This is a genomic window from Deltaproteobacteria bacterium, assembly GCA_026712905.1.
Taxonomy (GTDB): Bacteria; Desulfobacterota; Binatia; order UBA9968; family JAJDTQ01; genus JAJDTQ01.
In genome coordinates this window covers 79,156-95,269 of record JAPOPM010000163.1, presented here as the reverse complement: position 1 = coordinate 95,269, position 16,114 = coordinate 79,156, and the positions used below count along the sequence as shown (strand labels likewise).

16 protein-coding genes and 1 pseudogene are annotated in these 16,114 nt (G+C 64.7%); 8 read left to right on the top strand and 9 right to left on the bottom strand.

The genetic code is table 11. The features are described from left to right. Both OXF11_13580 and OXF11_13575 read right to left on the bottom strand, forming a co-directional pair. The coding region (locus OXF11_13580) for a xanthine dehydrogenase family protein molybdopterin-binding subunit (GenBank protein ID MCY4488127.1) at positions 1–1,605 on the bottom strand (1,605 nt) is incomplete at its 3' end. A gap of 50 nt (positions 1,606–1,655) precedes the next feature. Beyond that, a complete protein-coding gene (locus OXF11_13575) occupies positions 1,656–2,738 on the bottom strand; it encodes an amidohydrolase family protein (protein MCY4488126.1) in 1,083 nt (360 codons plus the stop codon). A gap of 339 nt (positions 2,739–3,077) precedes the next feature. Here OXF11_13575 and OXF11_13570 point away from each other — a divergent pair, with 339 nt between their 5' ends. From OXF11_13570 to OXF11_13555, 4 genes and pseudogenes are all read left to right on the top strand, one after another. After that, positions 3,078–4,028, top strand: a complete 951-nt coding sequence (locus OXF11_13570; GenBank protein MCY4488125.1) for an ornithine cyclodeaminase family protein — start codon at positions 3,078–3,080, stop codon at positions 4,026–4,028. Between the two features lie 42 nt (positions 4,029–4,070). Next, on the top strand, positions 4,071–5,570 hold the full coding sequence (locus tag OXF11_13565) for an amidohydrolase family protein (GenBank protein MCY4488124.1): 1,500 nt from the start codon (positions 4,071–4,073) through the stop codon (positions 5,568–5,570). Between the two features lie 421 nt (positions 5,571–5,991). Beyond that, positions 5,992–6,280: pseudogene (locus tag OXF11_13560) on the top strand (BrnT family toxin). Then, on the top strand, positions 6,261–6,551 hold the full coding sequence (locus OXF11_13555) for a BrnA antitoxin family protein (protein ID MCY4488123.1): 291 nt from the start codon (positions 6,261–6,263) through the stop codon (positions 6,549–6,551). Before OXF11_13560 ends, OXF11_13555 begins: the two are co-directional and overlap by 20 nt. Here OXF11_13555 and OXF11_13550 read toward each other — a convergent pair. The 4 genes from OXF11_13550 to OXF11_13535 all read right to left on the bottom strand — a co-directional run bounded on the left by OXF11_13550 (position 6,546) and on the right by OXF11_13535 (position 8,652). Next, positions 6,546–6,863, bottom strand: a complete 318-nt coding sequence (locus tag OXF11_13550) for a hypothetical protein (protein MCY4488122.1) — start codon at positions 6,861–6,863, stop codon at positions 6,546–6,548. The genes OXF11_13555 and OXF11_13550 overlap by 6 nt on opposite strands. Positions 6,864–6,881: 18 nt before the next feature. Next, positions 6,882–7,349 carry a hypothetical protein gene (locus OXF11_13545; GenBank protein MCY4488121.1) on the bottom strand — a complete coding sequence of 156 codons (468 nt, stop codon included), beginning with the start codon at positions 7,347–7,349 and terminating at the stop codon, positions 6,882–6,884. Positions 7,350–7,359: 10 nt separating this feature from the next. Next, a complete protein-coding gene (locus OXF11_13540; GenBank protein MCY4488120.1) occupies positions 7,360–7,797 on the bottom strand; it encodes a cupin domain-containing protein in 438 nt (145 codons plus the stop codon). Positions 7,798–7,863: 66 nt separating this feature from the next. Next, positions 7,864–8,652, bottom strand: a complete 789-nt coding sequence (locus OXF11_13535) for a VOC family protein (GenBank protein ID MCY4488119.1) — start codon at positions 8,650–8,652, stop codon at positions 7,864–7,866. A 119-nt stretch (positions 8,653–8,771) separates the two neighbouring features. Between OXF11_13535 and OXF11_13530 the strand changes: the two genes are divergently transcribed. The 3 genes from OXF11_13530 to OXF11_13520 all read left to right on the top strand — a co-directional run bounded on the left by OXF11_13530 (position 8,772) and on the right by OXF11_13520 (position 11,854). Continuing rightward, complete coding sequence (locus OXF11_13530) at positions 8,772–9,743, top strand: ABC transporter substrate-binding protein (GenBank protein MCY4488118.1); 972 nt, start codon at positions 8,772–8,774, stop codon at positions 9,741–9,743. Between the two features lie 131 nt (positions 9,744–9,874). Further along, positions 9,875–10,561, top strand: a complete 687-nt coding sequence (locus OXF11_13525) for a class I SAM-dependent methyltransferase (protein MCY4488117.1) — start codon at positions 9,875–9,877, stop codon at positions 10,559–10,561. A 138-nt stretch (positions 10,562–10,699) separates the two neighbouring features. Next, on the top strand, positions 10,700–11,854 hold the full coding sequence (locus tag OXF11_13520; GenBank protein MCY4488116.1) for an ATP-binding protein: 1,155 nt from the start codon (positions 10,700–10,702) through the stop codon (positions 11,852–11,854). A gap of 97 nt (positions 11,855–11,951) precedes the next feature. On the opposite strand, the gene OXF11_13515 is transcribed toward OXF11_13520, so the two are convergent. Genes OXF11_13515 through OXF11_13505 form a run of 3 tightly spaced genes read right to left on the bottom strand, consistent with a single transcriptional unit; the run spans position 11,952 to position 14,849 of the window. Then, positions 11,952–12,992 carry a cupin domain-containing protein gene (locus tag OXF11_13515; protein ID MCY4488115.1) on the bottom strand — a complete coding sequence of 347 codons (1,041 nt, stop codon included), beginning with the start codon at positions 12,990–12,992 and terminating at the stop codon, positions 11,952–11,954. Positions 12,993–13,012: 20 nt separating this feature from the next. Beyond that, entirely contained in the window at positions 13,013–14,149 is a 1,137-nt protein-coding gene (locus OXF11_13510; protein ID MCY4488114.1) for an LLM class flavin-dependent oxidoreductase, read from the bottom strand. 31 nt (positions 14,150–14,180) lie between these two features. After that, positions 14,181–14,849, bottom strand: coding sequence for an iron-containing redox enzyme family protein (locus tag OXF11_13505; protein MCY4488113.1), 669 nt, complete (start codon positions 14,847–14,849; stop codon positions 14,181–14,183). 179 nt (positions 14,850–15,028) lie between these two features. Between OXF11_13505 and OXF11_13500 the strand changes: the two genes are divergently transcribed. Continuing rightward, on the top strand, positions 15,029–16,081 hold the full coding sequence (locus OXF11_13500) for a tripartite tricarboxylate transporter substrate-binding protein (GenBank protein ID MCY4488112.1): 1,053 nt from the start codon (positions 15,029–15,031) through the stop codon (positions 16,079–16,081). Positions 16,082–16,114 lie beyond the last annotated feature (33 nt).

The following is a 16,114-nucleotide window of genomic DNA, read 5'->3' as shown; positions in this document are numbered from 1 at the left end:
GGCGGCCTTGTGGGCGGCGTGGCCGGTGGTGTTGGTGGACTTGCTGCCGCCGGTGCCGGGGTCCCAGGGCGAGTTGTCGGTGTCCTCGACCCGGATGCGAATGCTCTCGGGCGCGGTGCCCAGGGTCTCGCTGACGATCTGCACGATGGCGGTGTGGATGCCGGGCCCCACGTCGGGCACGCCGACGAGGACCGTCACGGTACCGTCTTCATCCAGATCGATGCCCGCGTTGGCGTTGCCGCCGCCGGCGCCGCGCTCGTAGAGGGCGATGCCGCGTCCGCGGTTGGGTCCGGGCGGGCTCTTGCGCCATCCCGACGCCTCCACCGCCTTCTCCAGGGTCTCCTTGGCCAGGATGCCGTCCCATTTGGCGCCCAGAGGCGAGGTGTCGCCGGGGTCCAGCAGGTTGTGCAGCCGGAAGTCCGCGGGGTCGATGTCCATCTCCCTGGCGATCTGGCCCATCAGCGACTCCACGGCGAAGACGATCTGCGGGCTCCCCGGGGTGCGGGTTTGTGTGCACGGGACCTGATTGGTGTAGGCGCACACGGTCTCGATGCGGATGGCGGGTACGCGGTAGTAACTGGCCAGCCGTTTTGCGCCCATCACGGTGATCTCGGGATTGGCCTTCCAGGCCGCGTACGCACCGCCCGCGAATGTGACGATGCCTTCGATGGCCGTGAGGGTACCGTCGTTCTTGACCCCCGCCCGCAGCGTCACCACCGCCGGATGGCGGTGGGCCGCGGTGGCGATCTCTTCGGTGTAGGTGAGCACCAACCGTACCGGCCGGCCCGTCTCCTTGGCCAGGAAGTAGCAAACCGGGGTGTCGATCATGGAAGCCTTGCCGCCGAAGTCGCCGCCCACCGAGAGAATGTGGACGTTGACCTTCTCGGGCTCCAGGCCGAGGTCCTGGGCGAGCCGGTTCTTGAGCGCGAACGGCCCCTTGTTGGAGGCCCACACTTCCACGTTACCGGAAGCATCCACCGCCACGGTGCAGGCATGGGGCTCCAGATAACCGTGGTGGGCCAGTTGTGTGGCAAAGGTGCCCTCGAACACCCGGTCGGCGCTCTTGAAGCCTTCCTCGATGTCGCCGTTTCCCCAAACGCTGTGGGACTGGACGTTGGGCAGGTCCGGGTCCACGCCCTCCGCCAGCGGCGGGGCGTTCTTGTAATCTCGCGGCGCGTCGTGCAGCGCCTCGGTGCCGGTCTTTACGGCCTCCAGCGGATCATACACGCCGGGCAACTCCTCGTAGTCCACCTCGATGAGGCGTAGCGCGTCGTCGGCGATCTCCGGGGTGTCCGCGGCCACCGCGGCTACCGGGTCGCCGACGAACCGGACCTTGTCCGTCGCCAGCACGGGCATGTCCTTCATCCGCAGCCCCACGTACACTTCCGGCAGGTCCGCGCCGGTGAGGACGGCGTGGACGCCCGGTAGCGCCTTGGCCGCGGCGGTATCGATCTTGCGAATCCGCGCGTGGGCGAGCGGGCTGCGAAGGACTTTGGCGTACAGGGATTCGGGTATCGGCAAGTCCGCGGCGTAGCGCGTGGCGCCGGTGACTTTATCCGCGCCCTCGATGCGCGGCATGGGCTTTCCGACTGTCTGATAGGCCAAGGTTCACCTCCGGTTGGTTCGCAGCGTGACTGCCGATTCAGGGTGCTGTTTCAGTTCAGTATCCGGGCCGCGTTCGCGCCCAGGATCTTGCGCTTGTTTTCTTCGGTGAGCTTGTCGCTCTCCAGGATGGGCCGGGTCACCGTGCCGGGAGGGGAAGAGTCCCAGTGCGGCGTGTCCGTGGCCAGCACCAGGTTGTCGTCGCCGAGCATCTCCACCGCCACCTCGAAGTGCTCGTCCTCGAACGGCTCGCAGCCCACGTACACCTGCCGCATGAAATACTCGCTCGGCTTCATCTTGAGCCACGGCACCAAGTGCGGCAGCTTCTCGAAGTGCTCGTCCATGCGCCCCAGCCACCAAGGCATCTGGGAGGCGCCGGTCTCGAGGCACACGAGGTTCAGCTTCGGGAACCGTTCCAGCACGCCGCCGCAGATGAACGACATCATGCACACCATGGACTCGAAGACACGCCCCACCATGTGCGAGAAGAAGAAGTTGTCCGCGAACCGTTCCTGGCCCATGGAATCGTGCTTGGTGTCGTGGACGATGATCGGCCAGTTCAGGTTCTCCAGTTCGGCGTAGATGGGATCGTAGTAGGGGTCCCAACACAAGCGTCCGGCCACCGGCACCGCCTTCATGTTGAGGGCCTGGTTGCCCATGTCGGCCATGCGGTGCAGTTCCTTGACCGCCAGGTCCACGTCCTGCCAAGGGATGACGCCCGCCCATTGCAGGCGTTCCGGAAACTCGTTGGCGTACTGCCGCATGTAGTCGTTTTCGGCGCGGCAATAGGCCGTGGCCAGTTCCGGGTCGTCCGGAAACCACACCAGGTCCAGCGCGGGCGAGTTGGGCGACAGCACGGCCACATCGATGCCGTCCTTGTCGAGGTTGCGCACGCGCCCGCCGGCCGCCAGGTCTTCCGCCTTGTGCCATTGGGGCTTTTCGCCGCTCTGCCGGGTCACTTCCGAACCCACCATGATACGCGTCCCCACCAGGGTCTTGCGCCTTTCGTCGGGTGCCGTGGGAAGCGGCCGCGGAAGGTGTTCCTTCCACGCATCCTCGATGCAGTGCTTCCAGTTCGCCACGTCGCCCACCAAGTGGCTGTCGAGATCGATGACCTTGGTACCGTTGATGGCCATGGGGATCCTCCTCTTGGGATGACCGCTGTCCCCGCGCGGCGCGGCGCCGTACGGAAGCGAAAGCGGCGGGATCGGCGGTGCGCCGAAACGATAAGCCGTCAAGCGTGGAGCGTTCGGTCCCGCGCGGGTCTCTGTTGACGCGGTGGGGCCGGACACTCGTTCGTTGATGTTGAATACCGCTCCTGGACGGGCAGTTCAAGGGATGGCAGACTGCCCCGGACGGGGCCGCCGGCCCCGATTCCACGAGCCGGCAAGGGCAGGGTCCTGCGTGACCCCCGCGCGGCGACGGGCGTACCTGTGACGCCGTAAGTCGGCTACACACGAAACGGGAGGCCAGGCATGCTGTTCATCAAGGAAACCCCGGCGGCCACCATCATTCCCATGGCGCAGGCCATCGAGGCCGTGGAGGAATCCCTGGCGGAAACTTCCCGCGGCAACGCCGTGGTGCTGCCGCGCCGGCGCATCCACCACGCCAACCGGATGCTCTTCGGCGTGTTGCCGGGCTCCTTCAAGGGCGCCATGGGCGCCTACCTCCAGACCGATCAGGACCGGGCCATCCACCACGAGACCGTGATCCTCTACAGCGTCGATTCCGGCGAGCCCCTGATCCTGTTCCAGGACTGCGGCATCAACGAGCTTCGCACCGGCGCGGCGGGCGGCGTCGGCGCCAAGTACCTGGCCCCGCCCGACGCCACGCGGGTGGCGGTGATCGGCAGCGAGAAGCACGCCTTCACGCAGCTCGAGGCCGTGTGCGCCGTGCGTCCCATCGAGACCGTCCGGGTGTTCAGTCCCACCCCGGCGAACCGGCTCCGATTCGCCGAACGCGCCGGGAACGCTCTGGATCTGGAGGCAACGGCCGTGAATGGCGCCGAGGCCGCGTTGGACGGCGCGGACATCGCCATCACCGCCACCAACGCCCAGAGCCCGGTGTTCGAAGGCCGGGCCCTGCGTCCCGGGATGCATGTCACGTCCATCGCCAACGGCGACAAGACCCGCGTGCGCGCGGAGATCGACCACGAGACCATGACCCGCGCGGCCAGGGTCTGCGTCACCTCCCGGTCCACCCTTGAAACCAACCAGAGCGACGTGTTCCGCGCGGTCCGCGACGGCGTGCTCGCCTGGGACGGCGTCTGCGAGCTTGGGGACGTGATCCTCGGCAACGCGCCGGGCCGCACCGCCCCGGAAGAGATCACGCTGTTCAAGCTCCAGGGTCTGGGGATCATGGACCTCGCGGTGGGACTGCGAGCGTACGAGGCGCTAAAGGACTCCGGTTCGGTGCGGCGGCTCTAGCGTCCTGCCCGGTTGGCTCGCACCACAGAAGGGAACGATCCCATGGAAGTTCGTCGTCTTGCGGTCTGCCTCATGGTCGCTGCCATTGGATGGGTCACGAATAACAGCGCGGCTCTCGGTCAAGACGTTCTGATCAGCAACGTCACTGTTATCTCGCCGGAGCGGGAGGCCCCGTCGGAACCGACGAACGTGTTGGTGCGGGAAGGGCGGATCGCCGGCATCGGGCACGAGCGCTCGCTGGACGCCCATGGCTCCGGGCAGGTCATCGACGGTACCGGACGTTACCTCGCCCCCGGACTGATCGACGGCCATACCCACCTGAGCGAAATTCCAGGGATGACCTACCGGCATGAAGTGGCCCATCCGGACATCGCCCGCGCCGCGCGCCGGCAGATTCCGCGCAGCTACCTGTTCCATGGCTTCACCACGGTGATCGACCTGATCGCGCAGCCCGACGTCATTGCGGAGTGGAACCGGCAGGACGTCCGCCCTCACGCGCACTTTTGCGGGGCGGCGCCCGTCTTCGACGGTTATCCCATGAACTTCATCCCGAAGCCCCTCCGGTACCGGATCATGCCCTATTTCCTGTTCGACGAGGCGCGGGCCGACGCGTTTCCCGACGGGTTCGAGCCGGCGGAGCATACACCGAAGGGCGTGGTCGAACGGATGCACGGCGACGGCGCGGTCTGCGTCAAGACGGTGTTTGAACGCGGGTTCGGCGGCCGCCGCCATCTGCCGGTGCCCACCAAAGAGATGATCCGGGACCTGGTGGCCGCCGCGCACGCGCGCGGCATGCCGGTGCTGCTGCACGCCAATTCCCAATCCGCCCAGGCCTTCGGCGTCGAGGCGGGCGTCGACGTTCTCGCTCACGGCATGTGGAACTGGGCCGACAGGAAAGCCACCGAACTGAACCCGGAGGTCACCCGAATACTCGACGCCATCGTCCAGCGGAACATCGTTTGGCAGCCCACCATACAAGTGCTCTACGGCGAGCGTGACCTGCACGACCCCGACTATCTCTCCAGCCCCGAGTTCAAGCACGTGCTGCCGTGGAGCCTGATCGACTGGTATGGAACCCGGGAGGGGCAGTGGCTGCGCGATCGGATGCGCGCCAATCCAAGGGTGGCGCGGGCGCTGGAGAGCGGTGGCTGGAGAGGCTTCGCCGCCAGACCGATAGCGCGCGTCACCGCCGCGCTCTCCTATCTCGCCTCGAACGGTGGGCGGCTGAGCTTCGGCAGCGACACCCCGAGCAGTCCCACCTACGCCAATCCCCCGGGTCTCAACGGCCGGCAGGAAATGCGCCGTTGGCTGGCAGCAGGCGTCACTCCCGCTCAGTTGTTCCGCGCCGCGACCATCGTGAACGCGGAGATCTTCGGCCTGCGTGACGTCGTCGGGACGGTGGAAGTGGGAAAACGCGCGGACCTGTTGCTGTTGGCAAGGAACCCAATGGAGGACGTCGCCGCATACGATGAGATTGTCATCGTCATCCTTGCTGGGCGCGTTCTGCATCGGGCGGACCTGTCCGCCAAGGCCGCGCGATAGGGCAGGCACAACACGGCGCCTCGGGCGGCTTGCGGCTTGGCAACCGTTCCGTTAGGCCGTGCGAACCAATCGGGACACGGTTGCGTTTGGCGCGCGGCGACGACATATGTCTGCACAATGTGGGCATTGACAGCCTCCGCTCGACTGGCCCGGCACGGGCTCACGGAACGGCGGCTTGCGGCTTCGAAACCCCGGCACCGTCCTGATGTTGTCCATGCACCAGCCCCTGCAGTCCATGGAGATGGCGAGCTCGCTGCTTCCACCTGCTCACCTGGTTCGGGTGGATCTTGTGCCGCACAGCGATCTCCTGGATTGTCTTGTCCCCCGCAGCGCCTCCAGTACCACGTCACCGACGTCAGGACTGGTTGACAAGAAGCTAGCTTGTAGCTATCATTTTGTAGTTACAGTCTGGACCTGATCGTTGCACTGGACATGGGACGAAGACAAGAGCCAAGCCAACAGGCGAAAGCACGGGCTCGGCTTCGACACTGCGAAGCTAGTGTTCGAAGATCCTTTGGCAGCCCACCGGCCGTATCCGAATACAGACGAGGAACGCTGGCACACCATCGGCATGGTAGGCAACGTGATCGTGATGGTGGCACACACTTGGCCTAGGGCGGAGCCTGGGACCGGCATTGAAGTGGGTCGCATCATCAGTGCCCGGAGCGACCGTCCACGAAAGGGGAGCCTATGAAGAAGGCGACTTCTAGAGCACCTGAAAAGGAGCAGAAGGCGGAGATCAAAGCACTTGCGAACCTTCCGGACGAGAAGATCGATACAACCGATATACCCGAGATTCTCGACTGGTCCGGTGCTAGACGCGGCATGCTCTACCGGCCGGTGAAACAACAGATCACCCTGAGATTGGATGCCGACGTGTTGGCATGGTTCAAAGCAAACGCCCCAGGAGGACGCGGGTACCAGACCGAGATCAACCGCGTGCTTCGGGAGCATGCTCAACGAGCCGTGAACTACTCATAGGCGCTCGGTCCGCTTCAGCCGCAGGATCTCCCGCCGGACCATTTCCTGCCAGGAGGCGCCGGGCCGGTCGGTCCAGTTGCCCGGCAGGTCGATGATCCCACCTTTCCGTTTGAACGAATGGGCTTGGCTCAGGGCCTGGGTCAGCAGGGACTCGTGGCGGCGGCGCGCCTTGGGGCGGCCGAAGGTCCGGCCAACGGGATTGTCCACGCAGACGGCCCTGGGCGGCTTGACGCGCTCCACGATGTCCCGGACCGTGCCTATCAGGAGCGTCGGCACGCCCAGGCTCTCCACGACGTTGGCGACGAGACTCACGGTCTCGTGGCAGTAGGGTCAGTAGGGGACCATCAGGGCGAGGTCCACGCGCATGGCCGTGAGCCTGCGCGCCAGCTCCGGCGCGAGTTCTTCGGTGATGGCGGCGTGGTCGGAGATGCCGCCGTAGATGGAGAAGTGAGTGCGGGCTACGCTGCCGATGACTCCTGTCCGCGCCAGTTCCTGCAACGTCCGCCTGGGAAAGACCACCTCGGCATCCCTGCGAACGTCGGCGCCCACGGGAGAGTGATGGTCGACCGTGACCGCCACGTCCGGGTCCGCGGCGATGCGGCGGTGGCTGGGGTCGCCCCCCGCCGTGAAGGCGCGCTGGTTGGTCTGCCGGATGGCCGCGCTGGTGACGAGGCTCACGCGCATCTCGTTCAGCGGTCGGGCGAGGGGTTGCCAGCCGATGCGGGGTGCGCGGTACAGCTTGCGCGGCGGCCTGGGGGCGGCGTTCTGCGCGAGGATCGGCAGATAGTCGAGAGCCATGACCGTGGGCTCAGCCGTCTTGCGCGGGTTGGTTCACGTACACCGGGCCGCCTTTGCCGATGCGTTCCCGGTCTTCCCGGGGCAGCTCCTTGATGTCCCTTCGCAGCTCGTAGTTGATGTGCTTGATGTCTTCCGACGGGCCCGAGCGGTTGCCCATGAGGATCATCGGGCCGGTGCCGGAGTTCTCGAGCTGGTAGAACTCGCCGCCGTGGATGAGCGCCACCATGCCCGGCGTCAGCACCGCCTTGCCGCCGTCGGGGAAGTGCATGGTGCACTCGCCGTCCATGACGTAGAAGCTCTGGTCGGCGTTGTGGCAGTGCATGTCGTCCTTGTCCCCGGGCTCGCGATAGACGTGCACCCAGGTGTGGAAGCGCTTGGTGTTGAGCACGACCTCGCGCTTGAGGTCCTTGCGCCCCTTGTCCATCAGATCCATGACTTCGATGGCCATGTCGTTCTCCCTTCCAAAAAAACTTGACCGTGGCTGTTCATCCCGCCGGCCGGGTGATGCCCGCGCTCACGCGGCCCGGTCCCACTTGTCCACGTCCACTTCCCAGCCCTTGTTCTGGGACAGGTCCAGGGCGTTCCCCTCGGGGTCCCGGAAGCGAAACTCGGCGTACGGCCGATCCGGCGGACGCGGTTTCACCGCCACCACGCTCCCCAGCTCGTCCAGCTTCCGCGCCAGATCGTTTACGAGGAAACCCATGTGGTTCACGCCGAAGCGCTTCTCATGCCCAACGCTGGCGGTGAAGAACGGGTGAATGGCAAGGTTGGTGGAGCCGTCGCCGCAAAAGCGGTTGAGCTGGCCGTTGCGCCGCCGCTCGTAGCTGTTGCCGACCTCCCGGAGCCCCAGCACCTGGGTGTAGAATTGGAGGACCATCTCCGGATCGAGAGCGTTGAAGGCGACGTGGGCGATGCGCGGCAGCTCGGGTTCCCCCTCCACGCCGAAACTCGCTTCCGACAGGGTCACGGGATTGCACTCCGGGTCGAAGATGCGGATCGTGCCGTGGTGAAGGCCGCCGGGCTCGGCGATCACCATGCCCCGGGGGTTGAACTTCTGGTAACGCGCCCGTACCTCGGCAAGATTCTCCACCTGAAGGCCGATGTGGTGCAGCCCCCGGCGCATGTACAACTCGCCCAGGGATTGCCGCTTGCGGAACAGGGTGAGGTTGTAGAGGCCCTCGGTGAGGGAGACGTCCCCTTCGGGCGAGCGTCCCAGCTCCTTCATGCCGAGGTACTGGGTGTAGAAGCCCGCCAGTGCGTCGGGGTCGCGGCTCAGGGTGGCCACGTAGCGGATTCTGGCCATGTTCGTCCCTCCTCTGTGGGGCGGTGGGTGCCGTTCAGGTTTGGCTGTGCCGATATGGGTAGTGTATAGTCTCGTTTCAATTCGCCGTGCAACCCTTTCAGGGAAGGAGCGACCCTCACATGCCGGATCCCAAACTGACCATGGCCCTGTCCCACTACGACAGGCACGTGCCCCTGTTCGACGGAAGCGTCAACGCCGAAGGCCTGGACATCGAGGTGCTGGAGATCGGCCAGTCCCACCCGCTGAGGCAGGGCTCCCGGCGCCACGAGCGCATGCTCCAGGGCGAGTTCGACATCGGCGAGTTGTCGCTGTCGTCGTATCTCATCTCCCAGAGCCGCGACATGCCCATCAAGGCCATCCCGGTGTTCCCGCGGCGGCTGTTCAGCCTGTCGCAGATGTGGGTCAACGTGGACGCGGGCATCGAGTCGCCCAAGGACCTCATCGGCAGGACCGTGGGGCTGAGCACCTTCCAGACGACCCTTTCCGTACTCGCCAAGGGCGACCTGCAGAGCGAGTACGACGTGCCCTGGCGCGAGATCGACTGGGTCATCGACCGGCCCGAGGCCCTGCCCATCGAGGCCGAAGGCGTGCGCATCCGCTACCTGGAGAAGGGCGAGAGCATCGGCGCCATGCTGGAGCGGGGCGAGATCGACGCCCTGATGATGCCCCATCCGCCGGACGAGGTGGTGGACGGCTCGGACAAGATCCGCCGTCTGTTCCGCGACGCCCGCGCCGAGGAGCTCAAGTACTACCGCAAGAACGGCTTCTACCCCATCATGCACGTGGTGGCCTTCAAGAACGAGGTGCTGGAGAAGTATCCCTTCGCCGTGCAGAGCGTCATGGACGCCTTCGAGAACGCCAAGACGGCGTGCCGCGAGTACTACGCCGATCCCAACTGGTCCAGCCTGGCGTGGACCCGGCACCTCTACGAAGAGGAGCGAGCCGCCCTGGGCGAGGACTACTGGCCCTACGGCCTCAAGCGCAACCGCGCCAACCTGGAACGCTTCATGGGTTACTCCCACGACCAGGGGCTCATGGACAGGGCCGTGGCGGTGGACGAGCTGTTCGTGGAGTCGACGCTGGACTCATGAGACAGAGTGGCGCCGGAGCGGTACCCGAGGGCGGCGCCGGCGCCACGCCACCCTGCCGCGAACGCGGCATCCCCGATCCTATGATCATCACCGGGGCCGCAAACGCGACGTTTCCGACCGATTGACCATCCATGCCCACCCAACAGGAGATTCACGGCGCGTCCGACGCGGAGTTCGTCGCACGCATGGTGGAGCGCTACCCCAGGCGTTTCAATGATCAATACTGGTCCGTCTTCAGGGCCAACGTGGGGCGGCATCTTCCCGCCGAGCCCGCCATCGCGGATCTGGGCTGCGGCCCGGGGTTGTTCCTGCGCGACGTCTCCGAACGCCACCAAGGCAGCCGGCTTTACGGTTTCGACGTCACCCCGGCCATGATCGAGCACGCGCGCGGGCTGCGCTACCGGGGTGCGCCGCCGACGCTGGAAGTGCACGATGTCGAGAAAGAGCCGTTGTCGCTAGGCGCCGGCAGCATGGACTTGGTATCCATGACCGGAGTGCTTCACGTCCTGGACGACCCCTTTGCCGTGCTGGCGGAGGTACAACGGGTGCTTCGCCCCGGCGGCCTGTTCCTGCTCGACGACTGGGTGCGCATGCCGCTCGCCCTTTATGTCCAGGACCGGCCGCGCGACCGCACCGAGCCGCCGGAGCGGCAGCGCGCGGGCTGGTTCCGCATGTTCCCGTTCCACAACAAGTACACCGCGGACGATTGGAAATGGCTGCTCGCCGAAGCAGGCTTCTCGCTGGTGTCCAGCGTCCAGATCAGGCCGCAGTCGCAGATCTTCGTGGCGGTGGTGCGTACGCCGTTCGATCCCGCTTGAACGCGCGCGTGGAGGGGATAAACTTACCCTTACGCTTTCGATCCAGGCGTTTTGCTGTCTTCGGACCCTCCTTTCATGGATATTCCGGATTCCGATTCCGGATTTGCATGGCTTTGACAGCGGGTGTACGGTAGTGGCATGGTCCCACGAGAGGCGGAGCCGCTGGTCCGGACACTGGCGCGCGAGTTCAAGGTCGTAGCGGTCGTCGGGCCGCGTCAATCGGGAAAGACCACGCTGGCGAAGACCGTCTTTGTCGCCAAGCCATACGCGAGCCTTGAGGATCTGGACGTCCTCGGCTTTGCGCGGGACGACCCACGCGGTTTCCTCGGTCAGTTTCCCGCCGGCGCGGTCATCGACGAAGCGCAGCGGTGTCCCGACCTGTTTTCCTACCTGCAAGCGGTCGTTGACAGAGACCGTGCACCGGGGCAGTTCGTGCTTACCGGTTCTCAGCACTTCGGGTTGATGCAGCGCATTACGCAGTCCTTGGCGGGACGGGTCGGCTTCGTCCATCTGCTGCCTTTCTCGGCCGGGGAGTTGCACTCGGCCGAGTGGTTGCCGGATTCCCTCGATGAGGTGTTGCTGCACGGGGGCTATCCGCCGATCTTCGACATGCGGGCGGCTCCGGAACGCTGGTACAACGCCTATCTCAACACCTACGTGGAGCGCGACGTCCGGCAACTACGGAACATCCAGGATCTATCGACCTTCCATCTGGTATTGCGGCTGTGCGCCGCGTCGGTTGGTCAGCTTGCCGACCTGACCCGCATCGGCAACGATGCCGGCGTCGACCAGAAGACGGTCCGCGCTTGGCTCAATCTGCTGGAGGCTTCGTTCATCCTGTTTCGCTTGCAGCCTCACCAACGTAGTTTCCGCAAACGGCTGGTAAAGACGCCGAAGCTCTATTTCTACGACGTGGGCTTGGCCGCCCGGTTGATCGGCATCGAGTCATCCGCCCAAATGCGCACCCATTCATTGCGCGGTGCACTGTTCGAGAACTGGGTCGTCACTGAATTTCTGAAGCGGCGCTGGAACGAGGGTAAACAGTCGAACCTGTTCTTCTGGCGCAGCCACGGCGGCCTGGAGATCGATCTGGTTCTGGAGCAAGGGCAGTTGCTGGCGCCGGTCGAGATCAAGTCGGGCGCAACGGTCGTTCCGGCTTGGCTGCGAACGTTGCGTCGCTGGCGCGAGTTGGCGGGAGAGGCCGCCGGCCGGCCGCTCATCGTATATGGCGGCGACCAGGCGCAACAACGCACCGATGCCGACATCGTACCCTGGCGCCAACTGTGGCGGTAACGGGTCTACCGACCCACTGCCGTGCGTCGGACATCGAAGCGATGATTCACGAGGACTCGTCCCTCCGAACCAATGGAAAGACGCACTCTCGAACGAGTCAGCTTGCGCCCTTGCTGTTGCCGTCTTCCTCGCGGTAGAGCCCGAGCCGTTCCAGTAGAGGGCGATCCGTGGCGGAAAAGAGGACGGCGGGCTCCGTGTCGGAGCCGTTTCTGTGTCGATGCCAGCTCCAGTTGGGAACGACCATGAAATCGCCTTCTTCCCAGGCGAGTTCCGTGTCTCCGACTTCGACGACGCCGGAGCCGCGGAAACCATGGTACAGGTGGTTGGCGGTGTGGCGGTGGAGCAAGGTGTGCTCTCCCGGGTCCAGCATCTGAGTCCAACACGAAAACGTCGGGAATGTCGGTCCTCCCGTGACCGCGTCGCGGTACTCAAGGCAACGCCCGTCGTAAGCGCTCTTGTCTTCGGCAAGCATCTCGGTCAGAGCGGGCAGGGTCTCGCGCCACTTGTAGACCAGTTGTTTGAGGCTCCTTCCCGGAGGGGCAAGGCCGCCGGGATTCCGGACCGTGGTGTCGGTGGCGCTGTTGAAGAGTTTCAGCTCCTCGGCAGGGTGCGGCTCTTGAAACATCGTGCGCAGCATGGCCATGAGGCCCACGTCGAGAACGTCGATCCAGACCGCGTCCCGATCGGATTCATTGATGTGGTTGTGCCAGCTCCAGTTCGGCTGAACCACGAGGTCGCCCGGCTCCATGACGGATTTCTCGCCGTTGGTGACGGTGTAGGCGTCCGTTCCCCCTTCAAGAATGAACCGTATGGCCGCGGCCGTGTGCCGGTGGGCGTATACCGCCTCCCCGGGCTTGACCAACTGCACCGCCATGACCAGCGTGTGGCTCGTTCCTCCGGCGATGTCCGGATGGACGAGCGTGATGGCGCGCCGGGAGCCCTTGAAGTTCGTCGGCACGATTCTTGACGCGGCCTCCAGGCCCTCCTGAATCTTCGCCCACCTCCAGAGATGGGGTGCTCCGAACGGTCGAGGCTCGGTGAAGTACCGCTCTTCGCCGACCCACAATCCTCTCATGGACTCGCTTTCGAGGAGGTCGTCCAGGGTTTTCAGGTCGGTGATGCGCTGGGTGCCTGGCACAGGACTCTCCCGAATCGAGCCTACCGGCTCCCCTCCAACTGCGGCATCACTCTCTTGTGGAAGAGGTCCAGGGAAGCGAGCACCTTGCTGTGGGGAAGGTTGCCGATGTGGAACATTCCCATGAAGTGCTCGGCGCCGACGGTATGCATTTGCTCGTTGAGTCTACGGGCGACCGTATCCGGGCTCCCGGCGATGACGTACCCGACCCGGTCGAGTTCTTCCCAACCGAGCGCCGAGAAGTCGTGCCGCTGGCGGTTCTCTTCGCGGAAGTAGTTGAATGACTTGTCGGTGTACAGGGCTTCCCTGACGCGCGCCCCCTGCGCGGTGGCCGTCTGCTTGAAACCGCGATTCAGGAGCGTGAAGAAGTAGCGCAATGCCGGTTCGGCGATTTCGCGCGCCTTCTCGTCCGTTTCATCCACGTAGATATGCCGGCACAGGATGAACTGCCCGGGGTCGGCTTCCCAGCCTTCATCCCGGGCCACCTTGCGGTAGTAGTCGAAGGTGTCCTCGATCTGGCTGGCGGTCTGGTACACCTGGGCGATGGGTATACGGCGCCGCGCACACCACTCGATGGATTCGGCGCTGCGCGCGGCGACCCAGATCGTCGGGTGGGGCTGCTGGATGGGGCGGGGCCAGGTGGCGCAGTTGTCGAGGTGGAAGAACTCGCCGTGGTAGCTCCAGACGGGCTCGGTCCATGCCCTCAGGATCAGTTCGAAAGCCTCTTCGAAACGCCCGCGCGATTCCTTCGGATCGATGTTGTACCAGAGGTATTCCGGAGGGATGCCGCGCACAAAACCCGCGATCAGGCGGCCGCCCGACATGCAGTCGACCATGGCGTACTCTTCCGCCACACGGACCGGGTGGTGACGCAACGGCAGGACGTTGCCGAGCACGCCGATCTTGATCTGACTGGTCCTCTGACTCAGCGCCGCGGCCACCAGGTTGGGTGACGGCATGGTGCCGTAGGCGCTGTAGTGGTGCTCGTTGAACAGGACCCCTTCGAAGCCGAGCTGCTCGCAATGCTCCATCTCGTAGAAGTGCTCTTCGTAGTTGCGATGGCCTTCGAGCGGATCGAACAGGTTGCTGGGCAGGGGCGTGCCCGGGATGTCCATGGGCACGTGCGGATAGGCGAGCAGGTCGAAGTTGTAGATTTTCATGTGTTCTCGTTTCGGAGCAGGCGGAACGCGCCTACGCGTAGCTCTCGTAGATGCTGTCGAATTTTCCCAGCTTCAGGCGTACCGTATGTTGCGCGGCTTCCCGTACGAGCTGCTGTTCGCGCGGTGTCCTGGCCATACGAGCGATGACGTCCGAGGCCATCGCGGTGTGCTCTTCATCCGCGACCATGTGCACGGTGAAGAACTCACAGGCCTCGTCTCCAAGGTCGTAGTGCTTGCGCGCGTAGGTGTTGAACTCCTCCGAGTACCGCCGGACCATGCTCTCGTCCACCAGGGCTCCGACACGGTTCTCCGCCGGCGACCCCAACAGCATACCGTGGATCATCCGGCTCGTGTGCACGAGGCACCCGAAGACCGGCGTGGCGTCGGCGAAGTCCTCTTCGCCGAGCCCCAGCGCCAGGCCAAAGCGTTTGGCCAGATCGGGATGCGTGCTCTCTTCCTCGAACTGGTAGGCGAAATGGTTGTAGAGCTGGTTGTCGTGGGCGTTCTTCACCATGCAGAGGGCGAAGCCCTTGAGCAGGACGACGTTGTGGAGATAGTGCTGCAGCGACCACCCCTGCAGCCGCCGCACGGAGAGGCTTCCTTCCCGCAGTTCGGAGAAATAGCGGTTCTCCATCAGTCGCTGGATTCCGGGCTCGATGATCTCGTCGAGGATGGAGTCGACGAATGTCGCGTTGGCCATGCTCCCCTTTATTTCGAATCGTTCGGACCTGTCAAACAGAAGCGAACGCTGTTCCGAAACCAACCCTCGGGGCGGCTGAGCGCGTTCGCTGAACGTTTGACAATGGTTTTGCCCCCATCGTAGTGTCCGGGAATTCAACGGGCTCCGTGGCCATCACGCAGGTGCCTAGGGAGGTGTGTATGAACCGCAAAGCACCAGCCGGAGTAGCCCTGCTTACTCTCATCGTTGCCCTGTGCGCATGGTTTTATCCAGGGTCACCGGCACACGCGGCGTCTTCCTTCTACGAAGGCAAGACGATCAAGGTCATCGTCGGGGTCAACCCGGGCGGCGGCTTCGATACGTTCGCACGAATGCTGGCGCGGCATCTCCCGCTCCATATACCGGGCAAGCCGAAGTTCATCGTGCAGAACATGCCGGGGGCGGGCAGCCTGATAGCGGCCAACCGAGTCTACGCGGAACAACCCGGAGACGGTCTCACGATCGTCAACTTCGCCGCGGGCATCGTGATGCAGGCGTTGATCGGTGACCCGGCGGCCAAGTTCGACCCCAAGGGGTTCCTCTTCCTGGGTGATCCTTCCCTGCCGGCGCTGCCGAGAGTCCTGTGGGTACGGGGCGACCTGCCGATACGCACCCTCGCGGATCTGAAAAAGAGGAAGGAACCCCTCGCCGTGGGCGCCACGGGCGTGGGCCAGTCCGCCGCCGTCATGGGCGAATTCGAACGCGCACTCGGACTCCCGATCAAGGTTGTCACCGGGTACAAGGGTTCCACCGGCATCCTCGCGGCGCTGGAACGGAAAGAGCTGGAGGGGATGAATCTCTCCCTCCATTTCGTCCAGGACCGGTACGGGCACTTCATCGAGAACGGCACCATCCGCCCGTTCCTGGCCATCGGCACCGGCCCTGGGGCGGAAGCGCCTCCCGGAGTGGCGACCCTGAGGGACCTGACCCTCAACTCCGACCAGCGGAAGCTGGCCGATTTCCTGATTCAGAGTTGGAGCATCCTTCGCCTGTATGCACTTCCTCCAGGAACGCCGCCGGACCGATTGCAAGTGTTGCAGGAAGCCTTCCTCAAGGCCCTCGCCAGCCCCCAGTTCGTCAGCGAGGCGAAGCGTCAGGGCATCAGGGTCTCTCCGCGTTCGGGAAAGGACGTCGCCCGGATCATACAGCTCATGACCGACGCCCCTCCGGCCGTCGTCGCCCAATACAAGAAATTCCTGGGTCTCAAGAAATAGCCGTTTGGTTGACGGTTCGGGCATCCGCTGTTA

Bases quoted from the DNA above. Each gene is read 5' to 3' on its own strand.
- OXF11_13575 (MCY4488126.1), bottom strand. From the start codon at position 2,738: ATGGCCATCAACGGTACCAAGGTCATCGATCTCGACAGCCACTTGGTG.
- OXF11_13570 (MCY4488125.1), top strand. From the start codon at position 3,078: ATGCTGTTCATCAAGGAAACCCCGGCGGCCACCATCATTCCCATGGCG.
- OXF11_13565 (MCY4488124.1), top strand. From the start codon at position 4,071: ATGGAAGTTCGTCGTCTTGCGGTCTGCCTCATGGTCGCTGCCATTGGA.
- OXF11_13555 (MCY4488123.1), top strand. From the start codon at position 6,261: ATGAAGAAGGCGACTTCTAGAGCACCTGAAAAGGAGCAGAAGGCGGAG.
- OXF11_13545 (MCY4488121.1), bottom strand. From the start codon at position 7,349: ATGGCTCTCGACTATCTGCCGATCCTCGCGCAGAACGCCGCCCCCAGG.
- OXF11_13540 (MCY4488120.1), bottom strand. From the start codon at position 7,797: ATGGCCATCGAAGTCATGGATCTGATGGACAAGGGGCGCAAGGACCTC.
- OXF11_13535 (MCY4488119.1), bottom strand. From the start codon at position 8,652: ATGGCCAGAATCCGCTACGTGGCCACCCTGAGCCGCGACCCCGACGCA.
- OXF11_13530 (MCY4488118.1), top strand. From the start codon at position 8,772: ATGCCGGATCCCAAACTGACCATGGCCCTGTCCCACTACGACAGGCAC.
- OXF11_13525 (MCY4488117.1), top strand. From the start codon at position 9,875: ATGCCCACCCAACAGGAGATTCACGGCGCGTCCGACGCGGAGTTCGTC.
- OXF11_13520 (MCY4488116.1), top strand. From the start codon at position 10,700: ATGGTCCCACGAGAGGCGGAGCCGCTGGTCCGGACACTGGCGCGCGAG.
- OXF11_13510 (MCY4488114.1), bottom strand. From the start codon at position 14,149: ATGAAAATCTACAACTTCGACCTGCTCGCCTATCCGCACGTGCCCATG.
- OXF11_13505 (MCY4488113.1), bottom strand. From the start codon at position 14,849: ATGGCCAACGCGACATTCGTCGACTCCATCCTCGACGAGATCATCGAG.
- OXF11_13500 (MCY4488112.1), top strand. From the start codon at position 15,029: ATGAACCGCAAAGCACCAGCCGGAGTAGCCCTGCTTACTCTCATCGTT.